This is a genomic window from Enterobacter sp. JUb54, from assembly GCF_014298075.1.
Classification (GTDB): domain Bacteria; phylum Pseudomonadota; class Gammaproteobacteria; order Enterobacterales; family Enterobacteriaceae; genus Klebsiella; species Klebsiella lignicola.
The window spans coordinates 2,020,349-2,040,152 of sequence record NZ_CP060418.1 but is presented as its reverse complement, the minus strand read 5'-3'; the positions used below and the strand labels follow the sequence as shown (position 1 = coordinate 2,040,152).

Genomic DNA, 19,804 nt, shown 5'->3' with positions numbered 1-19,804 from the left:
TGATCCTGTTGCTGCCCGGGTGTGAGCGGCGTCTTCCTCTTGCTAATTCGCTGAAAATACGCTGATATCGTGGCACAAAAAAACAATGAGGATAGCAAAATGACGTTCAGACAGGGTGCTATGGTGCTGGTGATAGCAGGGCTGCTTGGCGGCTGTGTGGCTCCGGCGAAGAACAGTGCACCGGTTCCGGCCAGCGCGGCCTGCCCGGCGGATAATGCCATGGTGCAGACCACGCTCTATTTCGGTTTAAGTCGTCCGGCGGGGAAAGATATTACCGCCCAGGAGTGGCAGCAGTTTGTTGACCGGGACGTAACGCCGCGCTTTCGTGACGGCTTAACGGTGTTTGATGCCCGTGGCCAGTGGCTGGGCAATGACGGCAGCGTGGCCCGCGAGCAGAGTAAAGCGCTGATGCTGATTCACGGTAAAGACGGCAAGAGCGAAGAGGGGATTGAAGCGCTGCGTAACCTCTATAAATCACGCTTTGCTCAGGAGTCGGTGATGCGGGTCGACCAGCCGGTCTGCGTTCACTTCTGATACTGTGAGGGAAAATCCCGGCTGGCGTTGCGCTTAGCCGGGATAGTTCAGGTACTTACAGCACCAGTCCGGCAAAGCTGGCGGACAGCAGGCTCACCAGAGTAGCGCCGTACACCAGACGCAGGCCGAAGCGGGAAACAATATTCCCTTGCTGCTCGTTCAGCCCTTTAATGGCGCCGGCAATGATGCCAATGGAGGCAAAGTTGGCGAACGAGACCAGGAACACCGAAAGGATCCCCAGCCCGCGCGGCGTCATGCTGGCGGCAATTTTTTGTAGCTCAATCATTGCCACGAACTCATTGGCCACCAGTTTGGTTGCCATAATACTGCCGGCGTTCAGCGCATCGCTCAGCGGAATACCGATAAGCCAGGCCAGCGGATAAAAGACATAGCCGAGGATCTGCTGGAAGCTAAGACCAAACAGCGTGGCAAACAGGGCATTAATGGCGCTGATGATGGCAATAAAGCCAATCAGCATGGCCAGAATAATCATCGCCACTTTGAAGCCGGCGAGAATATATTCCCCGAGCATTTCAAAGAAGCTTTGCGATTCGTGCAGCTTCTCGAGCTTAATTTCTTCTTCGCTGCCCGGACGCGTCGGGTTAATAATCGACAGCACAATAAAGGTGCTGAACATATTCAGGATCAGCGCGGCGACCACATATTTCGCATCGAGCATGCTCATATACGCGCCGACGATGGAAAGCGACACTGTCGACATCGCGGTGGCGGCCATGGTGAACAAGCGGCGCGAGGAGAGGTCGCCCAGCACGCCTTTGTAGGCGATGAAATTCTCGGACTGCCCGAGGATCAGCGAGCTGACGGCGTTAAAGGATTCGAGTTTCCCCATGCCGTTAACTTTCGACAGCAGGGTGCCAATCAGGCGAATAAAGATTGGCAGGATGCGCCAGTGCTGGAGGATACCGATCAGCGCAGAAATAAAGACAATCGGACACAGCACGCCGAGGAAAATAAAGGCCATGCCTTTTTCGCTCATGCCGCCAAATACAAAGTTGGTGCCCTCGGCGGCAAAGCCGAGTAAAGAGGTGAAGAAGCTGGAGATATTTTTCACTATCCACAGGCCGCTTTCGGCGTGGAGGAAAAAGAATGCCAGGGCAATTTCAATGATAATTAACTGGATAATATAGCGGATGCGGATTTTTTGTCGGTCATAGCTGACCAGCCAGGCAAGGCCAAGGATAACCACCAGCGCCAGCAGGAAGTGCAAAAATTGTGTCATGTTATTCATTTCGCAGGTCAATAAGGCCGCTATTTAGCCACAGCCGTTACGCCCGGTAAATATCTAAGCGGAAAAATCCACCGTGACGATGGTATGTTGTCGGCGCAGACAAATAATCCCATAAGTAATTATTTTGTAGCGATTAATTTACAACTCGATACCATTCGCTCTACATTTCGCTTGTGTTTCTGCTTATTGTAATGATAATCACTATCAGAAATATTTACCTATCTTTGCATCCACTGACGGCGATTCACATTTAAGGTGTCGGCATGTTTGTCCCATTTCTCATTATGTTACGCGAAGGGCTGGAAGCAGCGCTGATTGTCAGCCTGATTGCCAGCTATCTCAAACGCACCCAGCGCGGCAACTGGATTGGCGTGATGTGGATCGGCGTTATCCTCGCCGCAGCACTCTGTCTGGGCCTCGGCATCTTTATCAACGAAACCACCGGTGAATTTCCGCAGCGTGAACAGGAGCTGTTCGAAGGCATCGTCGCGCTGGTGGCGGTGTGCATCCTGACCTGGATGGTGTTCTGGATGCGCAAGGTGTCGCGCAACGTTAAGCAACAGCTGGAACAGGCGGTGGATAACGCGCTGCAGCGCGGCAATAACCACGGCTGGGCGCTGGTCATGATGGTCTTTTTCGCCGTAGCGCGGGAAGGGCTGGAGTCGGTGTTCTTCCTGCTGGCAGCCTTTCAGCAGGATGTCGGGATCTGGCCGCCGATCGGCGCGATGCTCGGACTGGCGACCGCCATTGTCCTTGGTTTCCTGCTGTACTGGGGCGGCATTCGCCTGAATCTCGGCGCGTTCTTCAAGTGGACCAGCCTGTTTATTCTGCTGGTGGCGGCGGGTCTGGCTGCCGGGGCGATTCGCGCCTTCCATGAAGCCGGGCTGTGGAACCATTTCCAGGACGTCGCGTTCGATCTGAGCGGCGTGCTGTCAACGCACACCCTGTTCGGGACGCTGCTCGAAGGGATCTTCGGATACCAGGAGACGCCGACCGTCAGCGAAGTGGCTGTGTACTTTATCTATTTGATTCCGGCGTTGGTGCTGTTTGCCCTGCCGCCGCGTAGCAATACAGCAACCTCGCGCACGGCTCCCCTAAAATAGAGCTCCGCAGGATATTGGGTTACACCTACTTACCGAAAGGGATGATCATCATGATTCATTTTCGCCGTAGTGCGCTGCAGCTTGCCGTCGCAGCGTTGTTCAGCTCTGCCTTTTACGCTCAGGCTGCGGATATCCCGCAGGTAAAAGTCACCGTTAATGATAAACAGTGTGAGCCAATGAACGTGACCGTGAAAGCGGGTAAAACACAGTTCATTATTCAGAACCACAGCCAGAAAGCGCTGGAGTGGGAGATCCTCAAGGGCGTGATGGTGGTGGAAGAGCGCGAGAATATTGCGCCGGGCTTCACCCAAAAGCTGACGGCGAACCTGCAGCCGGGCGAATATGACATGACCTGCGGCCTGCTGACAAACCCGAAAGGCAAGCTGATTGTTACCGGCGAGGCCACCAAAGACGCGGCTAAAGCCGATGCGGTCCTGAGCCTGGGCGAGGCGATCACCGCCTATAAAGCCTATGTCACCGCCGAAACCGCTGCGCTGGTCAGCGGCACCAAAGCCTTTACCGATGCAGTGAAAGCGGGCGATATCGAAAAAGCCAAAGCACTGTATGCGCCGACGCGTCAGCATTATGAGCGCATCGAGCCTATCGCCGAGCTGTTCTCCGACCTTGACGGCAGCATTGATGCCCGTGAAGACGATTATGAGAAGAAGGCGGAAGACCCGAAATTTACCGGCTTCCACCGTCTGGAAAAAGCCCTGTTTGGCGACAACAGCGTCAAAGGGATGGAGCAGTATGCCACCCAGCTGAACGACGACGTGCTGGAGCTGCAAAAACGCATCAGCGAGCTGGCGTTCCCGCCGTCTAAAGTGGTGGGCGGCGCGGCTGGCCTGATCGAAGAAGTGGCGGCCAGCAAAATCAGCGGGGAAGAAGATCGCTACAGCCACACTGACCTGTGGGACTTCCAGGCCAACATCGACGGCGCGCAGAAGATTGTTGACCTGCTGCGTCCGCAGCTGCAAAAAGAGAACAGTACGCTGCTGGCGAAAATTGATGCTAACTTCAAGAAAGTTGACGGCATTCTCAGCAAATACCGCACCAAAGACGGCTTCGAAACCTATGACAAGCTGACCGATGCGGACCGTAATGCGCTGAAAGGGCCGATTACCACTCTGGCGGAAGATCTGGCGCAGCTGCGTGGGATCCTCGGTCTGGACTAAGTCGATGGCAGAACAGAAGCAATTCGACGTGGATGAACCTTCACGTCGTCAATTATTAAAAGGGATCGGCGCGCTGGGTGGCGCGCTGGCCATTGCCGGCGGCTGTCCGGTGGCGCACGCGGCGAAGGGAGGCAGCGCGCCGGGCGTGCTCTCTCCTGACGCACGGGCCGAGGTGCAGCCTTTTTACGGGCAGCACCAGGCGGGCGTACTGACGCCGCAGCAGGCCTCGATGATGCTGGTGGCCTTTGATGTACTGGCCAGCGATAAAGCAGACCTTGAACGGCTGTTTCGTCTGCTGACCCAGCGCATTGCCTTTCTGACCAAAGGTGGCCCGGCGCCGGATACGCCGAATCCGCGTCTGCCGCCGATGGACTCGGGGATCCTCGGACCGTGGATCTCGCCGGACAACCTGACGGTGACCGTGTCGCTGGGCCATTCGCTGTTTGACCAGCGTTACGGGCTGGCGAACCACGCGCCGAAAAAGCTGCAACCGATGACGCGTTTCCCCAACGATTCGCTGGACGCCGCGCTCTGTCATGGCGATCTGCTGCTGCAAATCTGTGCCAATACTCAGGATACGGTGATCCACGCGCTGCGCGATGTGATTAAGCACACCCCGGATCTGCTGAGCGTGCGCTGGAAGCGTGAAGGGTTTATCTCCAGTAGCGCCGCGCAGAGTAAAGGCAAAGAGACGCCGGTAAACCTGCTGGGCTTTAAGGACGGCACCGCAAACCCGGTCAGCACCGATAAGGCGCTGATGGATGAAGTGGTGTGGGTCACCGCCGGCCAGGGTGAGCCCGTGTGGGCCACCGGCGGCAGCTATCAGGCGGCGCGTATCATCCAGTTCCATGTGGAGTTCTGGGATCGTACTCCGCTGAAGGAGCAGCAGACCATTTTCGGCCGGGACAAGCACAGCGGCGCGCCGCTGGGGATGCAGCACGAGCACGATGTACCTGATTACAGTAAAGATCCGAACGGCGATACTATCGCCCTGGATAGCCATATTCGACTGGCAAATCCGCGCACGCCGCAAACGCAGTCGAGCCTGATGATGCGCCGTGGCTACAGCTATTCATTAGGGGTGACCAACTCCGGTCAGCTGGATATGGGATTGTTGTTTGTCTGCTATCAGCACGACCTCGAGAAGGGGTTCCTGACGGTGCAAAAACGTCTGAATGGCGAGGCGCTGGAGGAGTATGTCAAACCAATTGGCGGCGGCTATTTCTTTGTGTTGCCGGGGGTTATCGACAGCCAGCACTACCTGGGGCAATCTCTGCTTGAAGCCTGATCGCTCTGCCCGTAGGGGCAGGGCGTTTTCTGCTGTTTTTCCATTCTTTTTTTGTATTTCCTGCCTTGTGTTATTTTTCTGTAATCTAAATGACGGAAACTCTCTTCAGCTGTTTGGGGAATTACTGTTGCGTTTGTGTAAAAAAATAGTTGCATCTTAGATGTTTTTTGATGTAATTATTACAGACGCGGTAGTTCCCGGCAGTGATGTCGTTTCACTATGGAGATCGCGAATGGTAGGGTCCCGTACCGGACAAAGCAAAACAACACACCGTACTCTTCAGCGCGGAGGGAAAACCTCCGGCAGCGACTTCGTCACCGTAAATTCACCCCTTTCCACCACGACAGAACATCCGAACCCTGACAGGGTACGCGGTGCGCGTAGCCGTGACTCATCGTCAATTCAACAGGCAAGCAATGGCTTAAAAGGAAGCCAAACCTCAATCGTTTGTGCGCATAGTCGCGTCGATGGTGACGCGTGTGATGTAAACCAACAACGCAAGGTGCTATCCATGGGAAGACAAAAAGCAGTGACCAAAGCTCGTCGTGAAGCAAAACGTGTGCTGAGACGCGATTCACGCAGTCATAAGCAACGCGAAGAAGAATCGGTCACATCGCTGGTGCACATGAGTGGCGTAGAAGCAATTGGCATGGCGCGGGATAGCCGTGATACTTCCCCAATTGAAGCACGCAATGATGCTCAGGCGCATTATTTGAATGCCATAGACAATAAACAGCTGATTTTTGCCACGGGCGAAGCCGGGTGCGGTAAGACCTGGATTAGCGCCGCGAAAGCAGCCGAAGCCCTGGTCCACAAAGATGTGGACAGGATTATTGTTACCCGTCCCGTTCTGCAGGCCGACGAAGACCTCGGCTTCTTACCGGGAGATATCGCCGAGAAGTTTGCTCCCTATTTCCGTCCGGTTTATGACGTTCTGGTCAGGAGATTGGGCGCTTCCTTTATGCAGTACTGCCTGCGACCGGAAATTGGCAAGGTGGAAATCGCGCCGTTCGCCTATATGCGCGGACGTACATTTGAAAATGCCGTGGTGATTCTGGACGAGGCCCAGAACGTGACGGCTGCGCAAATGAAAATGTTTTTGACCCGCCTCGGGGAGAACGTCACGGTCATCGTCAATGGCGACATTACCCAGTGTGATTTACCGTCTGGTGTGAAGTCTGGCCTGGTCGATGCGCTGGCACGTTTTGAGGAAGACGAGATGATCGGTGTCGTGCGCTTTACCGCCGATGATTGCGTCCGTTCGATGCTCTGCCAGCGAACGCTGAAAGCTTACTACTAGCGGCTAATTAGTGTGCAAAGCCCGGGGAAACCCGGGCTTTGTTATTTTGCGGTCCGCGTGAACCATCTTTTGCTCAGTATCGTGGGTTAGCCAATGGCGCCCAGCGCATCGTCATTCCCCTGGCTTTTCGGCAACAGGAACAGAGTGGCGAAAATATCCAGCAGGTACAGCAGGGCCAGCAGGGTGATGGCGGCGGTAAATGACCAGTGGCTGACGAACAGACCGATCACCAGAGGACCAAAGCCACCGACGCCCCGACCGAGGTTAAACAGGACGTTCTGCGCCGTTGCGCGGACCTGCAGCGGGTAGGTATCCGAGATCAGCGCGCCGTAACCGCCGATCATCCCGTTGACGAACATACCCATTAACGCCCCGGTAAACAGCATAACGGTAGGGTCACGCAGTTGGGCGTAGATAATCACCATCACGACCGCACCGGCCTGATAAATCAGGAAGATTTTCCAGCGTGCGAAACGGTCCGCCAGCACGCCAAACAACCAGATGCCGAAGGTCATCCCTACCACGGTGACGGCGGTCCAAACGCCCGATTTGGTCAGCGAAAAACCAAAGTTCGACGACAGATAGCTCGGCATCCAGATCATCAGGCCGTAGTAACCAAAATTCTGTACCGAGCACAGAATAAAGATGCCGAGACTGGCCTTCGAGGTGGCGCGATCGGAGAACAACATTTTGATTCGCGACGAGAATGAGAGCTGCTGGGTGGTATCGATATCTTTGGTAAACGCATCCGGTTCGCCCATGCCGCGGCGGATGGCAAATGACACCAGCGCCGGCAGCAGGCCGACGAGGAACATCCCGCGCCAGCCGATAATATCCAGCAGCAGCGGGGTGATAAAGGCGGCCAGCAGAACGCCCAATTGCCAGCCGATGCCCACCCAGGCAGACGCCCGGTTGCGTTTGTGTGCCGGCCAGACTTCGGCGATCAGCGCCATGCCAATGCCGAATTCACCGCCTAACCCCATTCCCGCCAGCGTGCGATAGGCCAGCAGATCCCAGTAGCCCTGGGCGACGGCGCACAGGCCGGTAAAGACCGAGAACATCAGAATGGTGAAAGTCAGGACGCGAATACGGCCGAGACGATCGCTCAGGTGGCCGAAGATAATCCCGCCCAGCACCGCCCCGATCAGCGTCCAGGTCACCAGGGAGCCGGCCTGCGAGGTACTGAGGGCGAGTGAAACGCTGATGGCCGGTAACATAAAGCCGAGGATCAGCAGATCAAAGCCGTCCATTGCATAGCCGCTGATGGCGGCGACCATGGCTTTTGCCGGGGTAACGCCGCGTTTAGTTTGTGGAGAAGAGAACGTCATGTTCAGGCCTTTGGCAGTCAATTTGGCGGCAAGTATAGATTTGTCAACGAATGCGATCTACACGGCAAAGGGGGCGTTGCGGGCGGTGTGGATGGCATTAACTTTATGTTTTTATGGTTACGATGGAGTAAATGACTGGGTTTTTGTTTTAAGTATTAGTGGTCATGCTTAATGGGTAAATAGCGATGACGTAATATGCTGACGATAAAAAACGGCGATTGTCGGATTTTTGCTTCGCGGGGCTGGGGCTGCTGGTCACCCGGACGAGGCATCCGGTCTGTCCAACTGGTGTTGGTAGCCCGGGCGAGGCATTTATGCCGACCCCGGGAGAAACGCGCACCGTGCTGACAGGATGACTGGTGCAACAGCGAAGGTAGCCCGGGCGTGGCGTACAGTCTGTCCAACTGGTGTTAGTAGCCCGGGCGAGGCATTTATGCCGACCCCGGGAGAAACGCTCACCATGCTGACAGAATGACTGGTGCAACATGCGAAAAAAAGCCCGTGACTGCGTACGAGCTCTTCTTAAAATATGGCGGTGAGGGGGGGATTGACTCGCTTCGCTCGCCCTATGGGCAGCCCGCTCACAGGCTCGCGGTCTGTCCAACTGGCTGACGCCAGTTGTCGAACCCCGGTCGGGGCTTCTCATCCCCCCTGGTGGGGTGCAACATGCGAAAAAAAAGCCCGTACTTGCGTACGGGCTCTTCTTAAAATATGGCGGTGAGGGGGGGATTGACTCGCTTCGCTCGCCGTTACTCGGCCCATCCCTGGGCCTCGCCCCTTCGGGGCCAACGCAGGCGTTGTTCAAAAATGCTCCCGGCATTTTTGTGCGGGCAGCCCGCTCACAGGCTCGCGGTCTGTCCAACTGGCTGATGCCAGTTGTCGAACCCCGGTCGGGGCTTCTCATCCCCCCCTGGTGGGGTGCAACATGCGAAAAAAAAGCCCGTACTTTCGTACGAGCTCTTCTTAAAATATGGCGGTGAGGGGGGGATTCGAACCCCCGATACGTTGCCGTATACACACTTTCCAGGCGTGCTCCTTCAGCCACTCGGACACCTCACCATATTGTTTCGCTGCTCACCTTGGGTGGGCAACGGGGCGCTACTATAGGGAGTTGCGCTAAAACGGTCAAGCAGTATTTATTCTTTCTTTACCGTTCGGTCAAGCAATGAACACTGCCCCACCGAAAACCGGCGGGGCAGTGATTTTAACGCAGAGAATCAAGCTGTTTGCCATGCTTTAACACTACGCTGGCAGGCCAGTAAGGTGCTGATGTCAGATCTGGCCGAAGCGCCCGCTGTTAAAATCGCTAACGGCTTCGGCGATCTGCTGCCGGGTATTCATCACAAACGGACCGTAACCCACAATGGGCTCCTGTAACGGCTCGCCGGCCAGCAGCAGCACTTTGGCATTCGTCGTTGCCTGGAGATGAATCGCTTCTCCCTGCTGGCTCAATACGACCAGCTGTCCTTCACGTGCCTGCTCGGCACCGTTGACCGCAATCTCACCTTCAAGGACCACTAATGCGCTGCTCCAGCCGTCAGGCTGACGGAGCGTAATGTCATGGCCCTGATTCAGCTGCATATCCCAGACGTTCAGCGGCGAGAAAGTATGCGCAGGACCAGACACTTCACCATAGCTGCCGGCGATAACCCGGATATTTCCCGCGCCGTCCGGCAGGGCGACGTCAGGGATAACATCCGCAGTAATGCTCTGATAGCCCGGATGAGCCATTTTGTCTTTGGCTGGCAGATTGACCCACAGCTGGATCATCTTCAGTTCGCCGCCGGTGCGGGTAAACTCCGCCGAATGAAACTCTTCATGCAGAATGCCGGCACCCGCGGTCATCCACTGCACATCGCCCGGGCCAATGACCCCACCTTTACCCGTCGAGTCACGGTGCTCAACTTCACCGGCATAGACGATGGTGACGGTTTCAAACCCACGGTGCGGATGTTCGCCAACCCCACGTCTGCCAGTTCCCGCCGGGAAGTGGTGCGGACCAGCATAGTCAAGCAGCAGGAACGGGCTTAACGGTTCGCCATGAGTCTGGTAAGAGAACAGCGAGCGGACCGGGAAGCCATCCCCCACCCAATGCTGGGCCGGTGCGGTGTAGACGCCTGTAATCTGTTTCATGGTGCTCTCCTGTGTTGCGATTTCTGATGACCATAAGCGTATATGCGCGGCCAATAAAGCGGTAGATAGCAAAAATAGCCTATACTGTTCTGAAAATGGAACAATGGAGGAAGGATGCTGGATCTCAATGACTTAGCCTGGTTTGTCCAGGTCGTCGATCATGAAGGATTCGCCGCGGCGGGCAGGGCGCTCGATCAGCCGAAATCAAAATTGAGCCGTCGGATCGCCCAGTTGGAAGAGCGGCTTGGCGTACGGCTGATTCATCGCACGACCCGCCAGTTCGTGGTCACCGAAGTGGGGCAGACTTTCTATCAGCACTGCAAAGCGATGCTGATAGAGGCCGAAGCGGCGCAGCAGGCGGTGGAGACGCTGCGTTCAGAACCTCGCGGCAGCGTCAAGCTCACCTGTCCGGTGACCTTACTCCATGCCCACGTCGGGCCGATGCTGGCGCGATTTATGCTGCGCTACCCCGGCGTCAATGTGCAGCTGGAGGCCACCAACCGGCGGGTGGACGTTGTTGGCGAAGGGATTGATGTGGCGATCCGCGTGCGTCCGCGACCGTTTGACGATAGCGATCTGGTGATGCGGGTGCTGGCCGACCGCGGGCAACGGCTGGTGGCAAGCCCGGCGTGTATTGCGCGAATGGGGCGGCCGCAGGCGCCATCGCAACTGAGCACGTGGCCGGGGTTGAGTCTCGATGCCGGAAAGCATCAACATAAATGGCAACTGAGCGGGCCCGAGGGGGCAAGGGCGGAAGTCTATTTTGCGCCGCGGATGGTCACGACGGATATGCTGGCATTGCGCGAAGCGGCGATAGCCGGCGTGGGGGTGGTGCAGCTTCCTTTATTAATGGTGCGCGATCAGCTGGCGGCCGGGACGCTGGAGGTGGTGCTGGATACGTGGCAGCCGCAGCGGGAAGTCATTCATGCGGTATTTGCCTCGCGCCGTGGCTTGCTGCCGTCGGTAAGGGCGCTGGTGGATTTTCTCAGTGAGGAATATCAGCGGATGGAAGAGGACTGATGTTTCCGTGCCCGTTGGGGCACGGAAATGACCTCAATTAAAACGACATGGTGACCCCAGCGTAATAAGCACGGCCCGGTTCATTATAGGTAGAAGCACCTTCATTCTCGCGGTAAACACGTTTATCAAACAGGTTGTTGATACCGGCATTGGCGCGCAGACTTTTTGTGATGTCATAATTGACGTTTAAACCGACGATGGAATAAGGACTAATTTCTTTCTGGGAGAGTCCATTCCTGCTTTCAAGGGTGGTTTCAGCATACTGGCGTGGTTTCTGGCGACCATATTGCGTCCAGTTAATGTCGGTACTCAGGTCCTGAGTCACTTGCCATTCCAGTTGGGAGTTGATGGTAAATTCCGGGATGACGGACAGCGGATTACCTGTTTTTTTGCTTTCAGAACGGAACATGTAGGTCGCGTTGGTGCGCCATTCCAGCGTATCGGCAATCAGAGGAATGGCCAGGTTACCCTCGAGCCCTTCAACGATGGCTTTACCGCCGTTCTCCCACTGCAATACGTTATAGGTGCCATTGCTATAAATAGCAGACGTTCCTGACACGATTTTATTCTTATAATCATTGCGGAAGTAGGTAATACCGGCAGTGTAGCCTGCATGGCTGAATTCTATTCCAACTTCTTTGTTGACGCTAATTTCAGGATCGAGGTTATCGTTACCGAGTAAATAGCACTGGCTCAGACCAATCGGGCAGCCGTTGCCACGGGTGGACAGGAGATAGCCTGGCGTTGATTGATAAAGGTTGGGCGCTTTAAATGCGCGCGCGATACCGGATTTTAAGACGAAATATTCGCCCAGCCCTTGCGACATATTCAGGCTGGGGCTCCAGTTAGCACCGAATTGATCGTGATAATCAAAGCGCAGGCCCGGAATAATCTCGGTGCTGTCGGTTGCCGCAATATTATCTTCGAAATAGAGCGAGCTGATGGTGGCGGAGTTTTTGCTGCTGCGTTGGGAAGGATCGCCTGAGCTACCTGGCAAATAAAAGTCTGTGTTTGCGGATTGCATGGAGGCGGGATCGTTGAGCTCATCGCGGTTCCATTCCGCCCCCAGGGTCACCGTTTGATCAACCAGCAGCTGCAGAGGGAAGTTTATTTCCCCGCCCGCGCGATAACTTTCCAGACGGCTGGTCGAATTCTCATCGCTATTAATCATGCCTTCGGTACTGCCGCCGGTACCTTCTTTTAAGCGCGTGTTATTGGTTTTTTCATAGTTAAAGTTAAGCCTGGACGTCCCCCAGTCCCAGATACCGTTATGGGTGATACCGTAGTTTTGACGGTATAAGCGGTTTGTTTCACTGCCATATAACGATTCAACCAGACCGTTCGCGCTGCTATTACTATTGCTGTTTTGAGTATCACCAGCGTAGATATTTCCCTGACGGCTGTAGTCATAGGAGAAATCAACGATCTGGGTTGGCGTCACTTTCCAGGACAGCACACCGCTGATGTCTTTATTACGCACGCCTTCACGGCCCGCGGCATAGGAGCCGTTTTGTGCGGTATTGATGTCAAAGGCATCGGCATCGGTGCGGTTGAGGTTGCCGTACAGACGCATCGTCAGCGCGTCGCCTGCCAACGGGCCACTGAGGTTGAAGTTAGCGCGACGGGTGTCGCCTTCTTTGCTGTTTTCAGGCTGGTTGGTGTAGAGAGAGAGTGAACCGTGCCAATCGTTGGTAGGGCGCTTGGTGATGATATTCACCACACCACCGGCTGCACCTGAACCATAACGGGCGGCTGCCGGGCCACGAATCACTTCAATACGTTCCACCATTTCCGCCGGCACCCAGTTGGTATCGCCGCGAGAATCACGTTCGCCACGCCAGTTGTAGCGAACGGAGTTACGAGAACTCACCGGCACACCATCGATCAGCACCAGGGTGTTTTCCGGCCCCATGCCGCGAATATCGATTTGGCGGTTGTTACCGCGGCTGCCGCTGGCACCGTTGCCGGTCAGGTTGACGCCGGGCATTTTACGGATGATGTCAGAAAGATCGTTCACCGGAGGGCTTTTTTGAATGTCTTCTGCTGTGATAATCGAGACGCCTGGTTGCTGTTTTAGCTCCTGTTCAGCGGTGACCAGCATGACTTCATCATCAGCGAGATTTTCTGTCGGTTCGGCAGCCAAAGCAGGAGTGGACAGTAAGCTGGCAAAAAGCAGCGTTATCGGACGCTTTCTACCATAAAAAGTAACATTCATTTTCATTATCTCCATAATATGCAGGAATAAGGCGCAGATGCGGATGATAATGAGATTGATTATCATTGTATATTGCGTGCGGTGTTTCTCCTTTTTTTCTACATTGTTCGTCAATTTTTGGTTTTTGTGTAAGAGGATGTAAAAATTTGCCGCTGGGGATGTCGATGCTGAGAGGAATGTGATCTGGCGCGCTGTTATTCATAACACATTGATAAATAAGGCTAGTAACACCTTTTAACAATGTGGTTATTTTTTGTGCTCACGGTTTGGCTCTAAACGCAACTCCTGTGGCAGCGAAAAATAAGGAGAAATGGTGTTATTCGCAATACAAATATTTACATTCAATATCATCCGAAAATGCAATTTCAGACTATGCGAATGTCATCAGGCGATTCATTACATCAGCCGGTGTTGTAACGCTTTGTTAACAAATATTGCGTCATCTGCCAGAGAGTGGATGGCAGCGTGGGGATGCAACGGCGAGGGTAGCGATAGTAGCCCGGGTGAGGCATTTATGCCGACCCCCGGGAGAAGCGCACACCGTGCTGACAGGATGATGGGTGCAACAGCGATGGTAGCCCGGGCGTGGCGTACGGTCTGTCCAACTGATGTTAGTAGCCCGGGCGAGGCATTTATGCCGACCCCCGGGAGAAGCGCGCACCATGCTGACAGGATGGCAGGTGCAACATGCGAAAAAAAAGCCCGTACTTTCGTATGAGCTCTTCTTAAAATATGGCGGTGAGGGGGGGATTGACTCGCTTCGCTCGCCGTTACTCGGCCCATCCCTGGGCCTCGCCCCTTCGGGGCCAACGCAGGCGTTGTTCAAAAATGCTCCCGGCATTTTTGTGCGGGCAGCCCGCTCGCAGGCTCGCGGTCTGTCCAACTGGCGATGCCAGTTGTCGAACCCCGGTCGGGGCTTCTCATCCCCCCTGGTGGGTTGCAACATGCGAAAAAAAAGCCCGTACTTGCGTACGAGCTCTTCTTTGAAGATGGCGGTGAGGGGGGGATTCGAACCCCCGATACGTTGCCGTATACACACTTTCCAGGCGTGCTCCTTCAGCCACTCGGACACCTCACCATATTGTCGTTCCCGTTGCTGCTGGGAACGGGCGCTAATTTAGGGAAATACGTATCTCTCGTCAATCAACTTTTTCAAAAAAACGCGCGTTTAGCCAAACTTCGCGCAACTTGCGTTTTAAATGCGCGACAATCGATTTTTTTGTCACCACTCTCTTTTTACTCGATAGAAAAATGAAATTTGTTATGCTGACAAACCAATAGAAAACAACAAATAAAACACGACGCGTCAGCTATCAGGAGCCACGATGGACATTATTTATTATCACCCGACATTTGATACCGCTTACTGGATTGCAGAGCTGGAAAAACAGCTGCCAGGCGCGCGCGTCCGCGAATGGAAATCCGGCGACAACCAGCATGCCGATTACGCGCTGGTCTGGCACCCGCCGGTAGAAATGCTTAAAGGGCGGGATCTAAAAGCGGTCTTTGCCCTTGGGGCGGGTGTCGACTCGATCCTCAGTAAACTGCGCGAGCACCCGGAAATGCTGCCGATGTCGATCCCGCTTTTCCGCCTCGAAGACACCGGAATGGGTCAGCAGATGCAGGAGTACGCGGTCAGCCAGGTATTGCACTGGTTCCGTCGCTTTGATGACTATCAGGACTTAAAGCAACAAGCGCGCTGGCAACCGCTGGACGACTATCCGCGAGACACCTTTACTATCGGGATTATGGGTGCGGGCGTACTCGGTGCGAAAGTCGCCGAAGCGCTGCAGGTATGGGGCTTCCCGCTGCGTAGCTGGAGCCGCAGCCGCAAAGCCTGGCCGCAGGTGCAAAGTTTTGCCGGAGCAGAAGAACTAGGGGCGTTTCTCGGCGAAACGCGGGTGTTGATCAACCTGCTGCCGAACACGGCGGAAACCGCCGGGATTATTAACCAGCAGCTGTTGGCGCAGCTTCCGGATAACAGCTATGTTCTCAATCTGGCGCGTGGCGTTCACGTTGTTGAAGATGACCTGCTAGCGGCGCTGAATAGCGGCAAGCTCAAAGGGGCGATGCTGGATGTCTTTAGCCGTGAACCGTTACCGGCAACAAGCCCGCTGTGGGCGCACCCTCGGGTAGCCATGACCCCGCACGTGGCCGCGGTCACGCGTCCGCTGGAAGCCATTACCTATATTGCCGGCACCATCGGCCAGCTGGAGCGGGGCGAAACGGTAAGCGGGCAGGTCGATCGCCAGCGCGGATACTAAGACATAACCCCGCTGCGGCGGGGTTTTTGCTAATCATAGGCCCTGATTCCTGCTATCCTTGCCACAAACAGAGAAGGAGAATGTGATGTATCCTGTTGACCTGCACATGCATACCGTCGCCAGTACCCACGCCTACAGTACCCTGCACGATTATATTGCTGAAGCAAAGCGCAAAGGGATCAAACTTTTCGCCATTACCGACCACGGTCCGGACATGGCCGACGCGCCGCACTACTGGCATTTCGTCAATATGCGCATCTGGCCGCGAATGGTGGACGGCGTCGGCATTTTGCGCGGCATTGAAGCCAACATTAAAAATACCCAGGGCGAAATTGACTGCACCGGGCCGATGCTGTCGTCGCTGGATCTGTTCATCGCCGGTTTTCATGAACCAGTGTTCCCGCCGCAGGATAAAGCGACCCATACTGAAGCGATGATTGCTACCATGGCCAGCGGCGCGGTACACATTATCAGCCATCCGGGTAACCCGAAATTCCCCGTCGATATCCCGGCCATCGCCGCGGCTGCGGCAAAATATCAGGTGGCGCTGGAAATCAATAACTCATCCTTTGTCTCCTCGCGCGTGGGCAGTGAAGATAACTGCCGGGCCATTGCCGCCGCGGTCCGCGATGCTGGCGGTTGGGTGGCGCTGGGATCTGATTCGCACACCGCCTTTACCCTCGGCGAATTTTCTGCGTGTCGTAAGATCCTTGATGAAGTGGGCTTCCCTGAGGATCGGATCCTTAACGTTTCTCCACGTCGGCTGCTGAATTTCCTTGAGTCTCGCGGGATGCCGGCAATCCCTGAATTTGCCGACCTTTAATGTGAATAACTGGAATAATTGAATGAACGAGTTTTCAATCCTCTGCCGCGTACTGGGCTCTTTGTACTATCGCCAACCTCAGGATCCGCTGCTGGTGCCGCTGTTTACCCTGATTCGTGAAGGGAAACTGGCGGCAAGCTGGCCGCTGGAACAGGATGAGCTGCTGGAACGCCTGCAAAAAAGCTGCGATGTACAACCGCTGGCCGCGGACTATAACGCACTGTTTGTCGGGGACGAATGCAGCGTTCCACCGTACCGCAGCGCCTGGGTTGAAGGGGCGAGTGAAGCCGAAGTGCGTGGTTTCCTGAGCGCTCACGGCATCCCGACCGGAGAAGGCAAAGCCGACCATATCGGTTCCCTGCTGCTGGCTGCCTCCTGGCTGGAAGATCACGCAACCGAAGACGAAAGCGAAGTCCTGGAAACCCTGTTCGCAGACTACATTCTGCCATGGTGCGGGACCTTCCTCGGGAAAGTCGAAGCCCATGCGGAGACGCCGTTCTGGCGCACCATGGCCCTGCTGACGCGCGAAGCGATCTCTGCGATGTGGGATGAGTTAGAAGAAGAAACTGAAGAGTAATATGTGATTTAAATCACATATTAATTGCAAGTGAAAATGGTTGCTTGCATATAACGTGCTTCAGGTCTCATTTGAGCGGTGCGTATCTGGTATGATACGCGCCATGAACATACTTCTCGCAATTGCAATAACGACAGGCATTCTCTCCGGTCTCTGGGGATGGGTGGCGGTCGCGCTTGGCCTGCTGAGCTGGGCGGGTTTCCTGGGCTGCACGGCCTATTTCGCCTGCCCGCAGGGCGGTCTGAAAGGGCTGCTGATCTCCACCTGTACGGTGATGAGCGGGGTGGTGTGGGCGCTGGTCATTATCTACGGCAGCGCGCTGGCGCCGCATCTTGAGATCCTGGGTTATATGATGACCGGCGTTGTCGCCTTCCTGATGTGTATTCAGGCGCGCAAGCTGCTGCTCTCTTTTGTCCCCGGCACCTTTATTGGCGCTTGTGCCACCTTTGCCGGCAACGGTGACTGGCGAGTGGTGGTGCCTTCTCTGGCTCTGGGACTGGTCTTTGGCTACGCGATGAAAAATTGTGGGCTGTGGCTGGCTGCGCGAGCGCAGAAGAATAAAGCCCCTTTAGTGAATGAAACGCCCGACCGGGCGCGATCTTAACGACCCGCAATACCCAAACAGGACCTCAGGTCCTGTTTTGCTTTCTACACGTTTACCCCGTTTGCCGTGCGGTCAGTCCGCCTCATTCTCTTGCCGTGCTGCGCTGGTCGATTGCCCGTGGTCGTATACACAGACTTTCGTCCTGGGGACTATCGTGCCATATTAGCCACAATGCATTATGTAAAGACGTAAGCCGACAGGAGGCAAAATGACGGTTAAACCTGAGGTGATTCTCGGTGATATCACCACGCTGGAGGTCGATGTTATCGTCAATGCCGCTAACCCTTCACTGCTGGGTGGTGGTGGCGTCGATGGCGCCATTCATCGCGCTGCCGGGCCTGAACTTCTTGCCGCCTGCAAGGTGGTCCGCCAACAGCAAGGGGAGTGTCCCCCGGGCCACGCGGTGATTACTACGGCGGGTCAGCTGCCAGCCAGCGCGGTTATTCATGCGGTTGGGCCGGTCTGGCACGGAGGCGAACAGCATGAGGCGCAGATCCTCGCCGATGCTTACCGCAACAGCCTGCTGCTGGCATCAGCCAACAGCTATCGGTCGATTGCTTTCCCGGCGATCGGTACCGGGGTGTACGGTTATCCAAAACAGGCCGCGGCAGAAATTGCGGTGCAGACGGTGAATGCCTTTCTGGTCCGTTATAACCCGCTGGAGCGGGTCTTTTTCGTCTGCTTTGATGATGAAACCGCGGAGATTTACCGTCGGTTATTGCAGCCGCAGTAATCACGGCGAAAGGGGAGTGCCGCTCGTTCACTGCCAGATATAAGCAGGTGAACGAGCGGGCATGCGCATTGAGTTAGCTGGCAGAAACCTGCGGTTTAGCGGGTTTGGTCTGGAACTTCCCCGAGAAGAGAAAGCGTAGCAGGGGGATGCGCAGGTGAATTTCATACAGCACCACGGCAATACCCACCACAAAGATTAAGCCAGTCACAAAGCCGAGCGCGTTCGATTTTATCGCCGGGGCAATCCAGGCGCCGTAGAGCAGGGTCAGCGGATGGTGCACCAGATAAATGAACAGTGAGGCATTCACAAAATAGGTCACGCGTGCCGACTGAAAGTTCAGCAGGCGGTGGCCAAGCGAAAACACCACGTTGACCATCCACAGTCCCAGCACCATGGTGATGACATATTCGACTTCGTACATCCAGCCGTCACCGGAGCCATACTGCTGATTCAGGCGATAGGCAATAAAGCCCAGCAGAGCACCCGCGAAGCACCACGGCGATGGGGTGGTGAACATCGCTTTTAAGCGCGTATTGATAAACACCTGGGCGCCAAGAATAAAGAACGGCAGATAAAACAGGGTCTGCATAACGATAAAGTTAAACAGGCCATTGCTCAGCACCGGCGCGTAAACCACCAGCAGGGTGCGGCGGATCAGGGCGTAAAGCACGCCGAGCGCGAGGAAAATCATCGACAGCTGGCCTAATGTGACAGTGTCACCAAAAGTGTGACCATCCCCGGAACGACGGCCAGTCAGCCATTTAAACAGCACTACCCCAAGGGTTGTCAGGACCACCAGCACCAGCAAAAACCACAGGTGCGAGATCAATTCCCACGCCAGGGTATTAAACTTGTCATAGCCCGAAAGCGTATGCCAGTTGTCGGCCTTGCCGTTCACGTACTGCAACATGATGAACTGCGGGAGCGTCAGCAGCGGAATCGCCGTGAGCATCGGGATACCGACGCGTTCCACGCGCACTTTCCACCATTTTTTGAGCGGATAGCGCAGGAACAGCATGTAGGAGAAATAGCCGGAAATAACAAAGAAGACCTGCATGCGGAACGCATGGATAAAGTCGTTGAACAACGTCAGCCACCAGGACGGCTCGACGCTATTCACATGCCAGCTGTGGCTGGAGTAAATCAGCGATATATGAAAAGGGATCCCCAGCAGCATGAGCCATGCGCGGATGCTATCGAAGAAGTATTCACGTTGTGCTGGCGCGTTATTCATACAATATCACTACATTCTCAGACAATTCGTCTTATCACTCAAGGTGATAACGTTTAAATTCCCAGCAACCCTACATCAACTCAGGGTATCTGTCTCCAGGATAAGTACGCAAAGTACAAAAGTGGAGTTAACAGTCTGTTACCTGCACCGCTGAGATGAACAAAGCAGGGATTATGTTGTCGGATTGCCTGAATTACCATTAAAATAGATCGGATCGATTTAAG

16 protein-coding genes and 2 tRNA genes are annotated in these 19,804 nt (G+C 55.1%); 11 read left to right on the top strand and 7 right to left on the bottom strand.

Features of this window, described 5'->3' with window-relative positions; all coding sequences use genetic code 11:
• Nucleotides 1-99: 99 nt before the first annotated feature.
• Nucleotides 100-534 (top strand): DUF3574 domain-containing protein, encoded by a 435-nt coding sequence (locus HF679_RS09395; RefSeq protein WP_123753779.1) that lies wholly within the window; start codon nucleotides 100-102, stop codon nucleotides 532-534.
• A gap of 55 nt (nucleotides 535-589) precedes the next feature.
• Here the strand turns inward: HF679_RS09395 and HF679_RS09390 are convergent, their stop codons facing one another.
• Entirely contained in the window at nucleotides 590-1,774 is a 1,185-nt protein-coding gene (locus HF679_RS09390; protein WP_123753780.1) for a NupC/NupG family nucleoside CNT transporter, read from the bottom strand.
• Nucleotides 1,775-2,046: 272 nt separating this feature from the next.
• On the opposite strand from HF679_RS09390, the gene efeU reads away from it, so the two are divergent.
• From efeU to phoH, 4 genes are all read left to right on the top strand, one after another.
• Nucleotides 2,047-2,886 (top strand): iron uptake transporter permease EfeU, encoded by an 840-nt coding sequence (gene efeU, locus HF679_RS09385; protein WP_123753781.1) that lies wholly within the window; start codon nucleotides 2,047-2,049, stop codon nucleotides 2,884-2,886.
• 47 nt (nucleotides 2,887-2,933) lie between these two features.
• Nucleotides 2,934-4,061, top strand: a complete 1,128-nt coding sequence (gene efeO, locus HF679_RS09380; protein WP_123755436.1) for an iron uptake system protein EfeO — start codon at nucleotides 2,934-2,936, stop codon at nucleotides 4,059-4,061.
• A 4-nt stretch (nucleotides 4,062-4,065) separates the two neighbouring features.
• Complete coding sequence (gene efeB, locus HF679_RS09375; protein WP_154143282.1) at nucleotides 4,066-5,349, top strand: iron uptake transporter deferrochelatase/peroxidase subunit; 1,284 nt, start codon at nucleotides 4,066-4,068, stop codon at nucleotides 5,347-5,349.
• A 511-nt stretch (nucleotides 5,350-5,860) separates the two neighbouring features.
• Nucleotides 5,861-6,649: a phosphate starvation-inducible protein PhoH gene (gene phoH, locus HF679_RS09370; RefSeq protein WP_174510337.1), complete on the top strand. Its 789-nt coding sequence runs from the start codon at nucleotides 5,861-5,863 to the stop codon at nucleotides 6,647-6,649.
• Between the two features lie 86 nt (nucleotides 6,650-6,735).
• Here phoH and HF679_RS09365 read toward each other — a convergent pair whose 3' ends face one another.
• From HF679_RS09365 to HF679_RS09355, 3 genes are all read right to left on the bottom strand, one after another.
• The gene (locus tag HF679_RS09365) at nucleotides 6,736-7,977 is read right to left on the bottom strand and encodes an MFS transporter (RefSeq protein ID WP_187042911.1); all 1,242 of its coding nucleotides are present in this window, start codon (nucleotides 7,975-7,977) and stop codon (nucleotides 6,736-6,738) included.
• 971 nt (nucleotides 7,978-8,948) lie between these two features.
• A tRNA-Ser gene (locus HF679_RS09360) sits at nucleotides 8,949-9,036 on the bottom strand.
• A gap of 213 nt (nucleotides 9,037-9,249) precedes the next feature.
• On the bottom strand, nucleotides 9,250-10,110 hold the full coding sequence (locus HF679_RS09355; protein ID WP_123753785.1) for a pirin family protein: 861 nt from the start codon (nucleotides 10,108-10,110) through the stop codon (nucleotides 9,250-9,252).
• A 114-nt stretch (nucleotides 10,111-10,224) separates the two neighbouring features.
• Between HF679_RS09355 and HF679_RS09350 the strand changes: the two genes are divergently transcribed.
• The gene (locus tag HF679_RS09350) at nucleotides 10,225-11,130 is read left to right on the top strand and encodes a LysR family transcriptional regulator (protein WP_187042910.1); all 906 of its coding nucleotides are present in this window, start codon (nucleotides 10,225-10,227) and stop codon (nucleotides 11,128-11,130) included.
• 37 nt (nucleotides 11,131-11,167) lie between these two features.
• Here the strand turns inward: HF679_RS09350 and HF679_RS09345 are convergent, their stop codons facing one another.
• A complete protein-coding gene (locus HF679_RS09345) occupies nucleotides 11,168-13,345 on the bottom strand; it encodes a TonB-dependent siderophore receptor (RefSeq protein ID WP_187043047.1) in 2,178 nt (725 codons plus the stop codon).
• A gap of 990 nt (nucleotides 13,346-14,335) precedes the next feature.
• Nucleotides 14,336-14,423, bottom strand: a tRNA-Ser gene (locus tag HF679_RS09340).
• Nucleotides 14,424-14,670: 247 nt separating this feature from the next.
• Between HF679_RS09340 and ghrA the strand changes: the two genes are divergently transcribed.
• The 5 genes from ghrA to ymdB all read left to right on the top strand — a co-directional run bounded on the left by ghrA (nucleotide 14,671) and on the right by ymdB (nucleotide 18,346).
• Nucleotides 14,671-15,609 (top strand): glyoxylate/hydroxypyruvate reductase GhrA, encoded by a 939-nt coding sequence (gene ghrA, locus HF679_RS09335; RefSeq protein ID WP_154145270.1) that lies wholly within the window; start codon nucleotides 14,671-14,673, stop codon nucleotides 15,607-15,609.
• 85 nt (nucleotides 15,610-15,694) lie between these two features.
• Complete coding sequence (locus HF679_RS09330; RefSeq protein ID WP_154145269.1) at nucleotides 15,695-16,432, top strand: phosphatase; 738 nt, start codon at nucleotides 15,695-15,697, stop codon at nucleotides 16,430-16,432.
• A 22-nt stretch (nucleotides 16,433-16,454) separates the two neighbouring features.
• The gene (locus tag HF679_RS09325) at nucleotides 16,455-17,009 is read left to right on the top strand and encodes a molecular chaperone (protein ID WP_123753790.1); all 555 of its coding nucleotides are present in this window, start codon (nucleotides 16,455-16,457) and stop codon (nucleotides 17,007-17,009) included.
• Between the two features lie 91 nt (nucleotides 17,010-17,100).
• The gene (locus tag HF679_RS09320) at nucleotides 17,101-17,613 is read left to right on the top strand and encodes a DUF1097 domain-containing protein (protein ID WP_174510087.1); all 513 of its coding nucleotides are present in this window, start codon (nucleotides 17,101-17,103) and stop codon (nucleotides 17,611-17,613) included.
• Between the two features lie 208 nt (nucleotides 17,614-17,821).
• Nucleotides 17,822-18,346, top strand: a complete 525-nt coding sequence (gene ymdB / locus HF679_RS09315) for an O-acetyl-ADP-ribose deacetylase (RefSeq protein WP_123753792.1) — start codon at nucleotides 17,822-17,824, stop codon at nucleotides 18,344-18,346.
• Between the two features lie 73 nt (nucleotides 18,347-18,419).
• Here the strand turns inward: ymdB and mdoC are convergent, their stop codons facing one another.
• On the bottom strand, nucleotides 18,420-19,580 hold the full coding sequence (gene mdoC / locus HF679_RS09310) for a glucans biosynthesis protein MdoC (RefSeq protein WP_123753793.1): 1,161 nt from the start codon (nucleotides 19,578-19,580) through the stop codon (nucleotides 18,420-18,422).
• Nucleotides 19,581-19,804 lie beyond the last annotated feature (224 nt).

Bases quoted from the DNA above. Each gene is read 5' to 3' on its own strand.
- HF679_RS09395 (WP_123753779.1), top strand. From the start codon at position 100: ATGACGTTCAGACAGGGTGCTATGGTGCTGGTGATAGCAGGGCTGCTT.
- HF679_RS09390 (WP_123753780.1), bottom strand. From the start codon at position 1,774: ATGACACAATTTTTGCACTTCCTGCTGGCGCTGGTGGTTATCCTTGGC.
- efeU (WP_123753781.1), top strand. From the start codon at position 2,047: ATGTTTGTCCCATTTCTCATTATGTTACGCGAAGGGCTGGAAGCAGCG.
- efeB (WP_154143282.1), top strand. From the start codon at position 4,066: ATGGCAGAACAGAAGCAATTCGACGTGGATGAACCTTCACGTCGTCAA.
- phoH (WP_174510337.1), top strand. From the start codon at position 5,861: ATGGGAAGACAAAAAGCAGTGACCAAAGCTCGTCGTGAAGCAAAACGT.
- HF679_RS09365 (WP_187042911.1), bottom strand. From the start codon at position 7,977: ATGACGTTCTCTTCTCCACAAACTAAACGCGGCGTTACCCCGGCAAAA.
- HF679_RS09355 (WP_123753785.1), bottom strand. From the start codon at position 10,110: ATGAAACAGATTACAGGCGTCTACACCGCACCGGCCCAGCATTGGGTG.
- HF679_RS09350 (WP_187042910.1), top strand. From the start codon at position 10,225: ATGCTGGATCTCAATGACTTAGCCTGGTTTGTCCAGGTCGTCGATCAT.
- HF679_RS09345 (WP_187043047.1), bottom strand. From the start codon at position 13,345: ATGAATGTTACTTTTTATGGTAGAAAGCGTCCGATAACGCTGCTTTTT.
- ghrA (WP_154145270.1), top strand. From the start codon at position 14,671: ATGGACATTATTTATTATCACCCGACATTTGATACCGCTTACTGGATT.
- HF679_RS09330 (WP_154145269.1), top strand. From the start codon at position 15,695: ATGTATCCTGTTGACCTGCACATGCATACCGTCGCCAGTACCCACGCC.
- HF679_RS09325 (WP_123753790.1), top strand. From the start codon at position 16,455: ATGAACGAGTTTTCAATCCTCTGCCGCGTACTGGGCTCTTTGTACTAT.
- HF679_RS09320 (WP_174510087.1), top strand. From the start codon at position 17,101: ATGATACGCGCCATGAACATACTTCTCGCAATTGCAATAACGACAGGC.
- ymdB (WP_123753792.1), top strand. From the start codon at position 17,822: ATGACGGTTAAACCTGAGGTGATTCTCGGTGATATCACCACGCTGGAG.
- mdoC (WP_123753793.1), bottom strand. From the start codon at position 19,580: ATGAATAACGCGCCAGCACAACGTGAATACTTCTTCGATAGCATCCGC.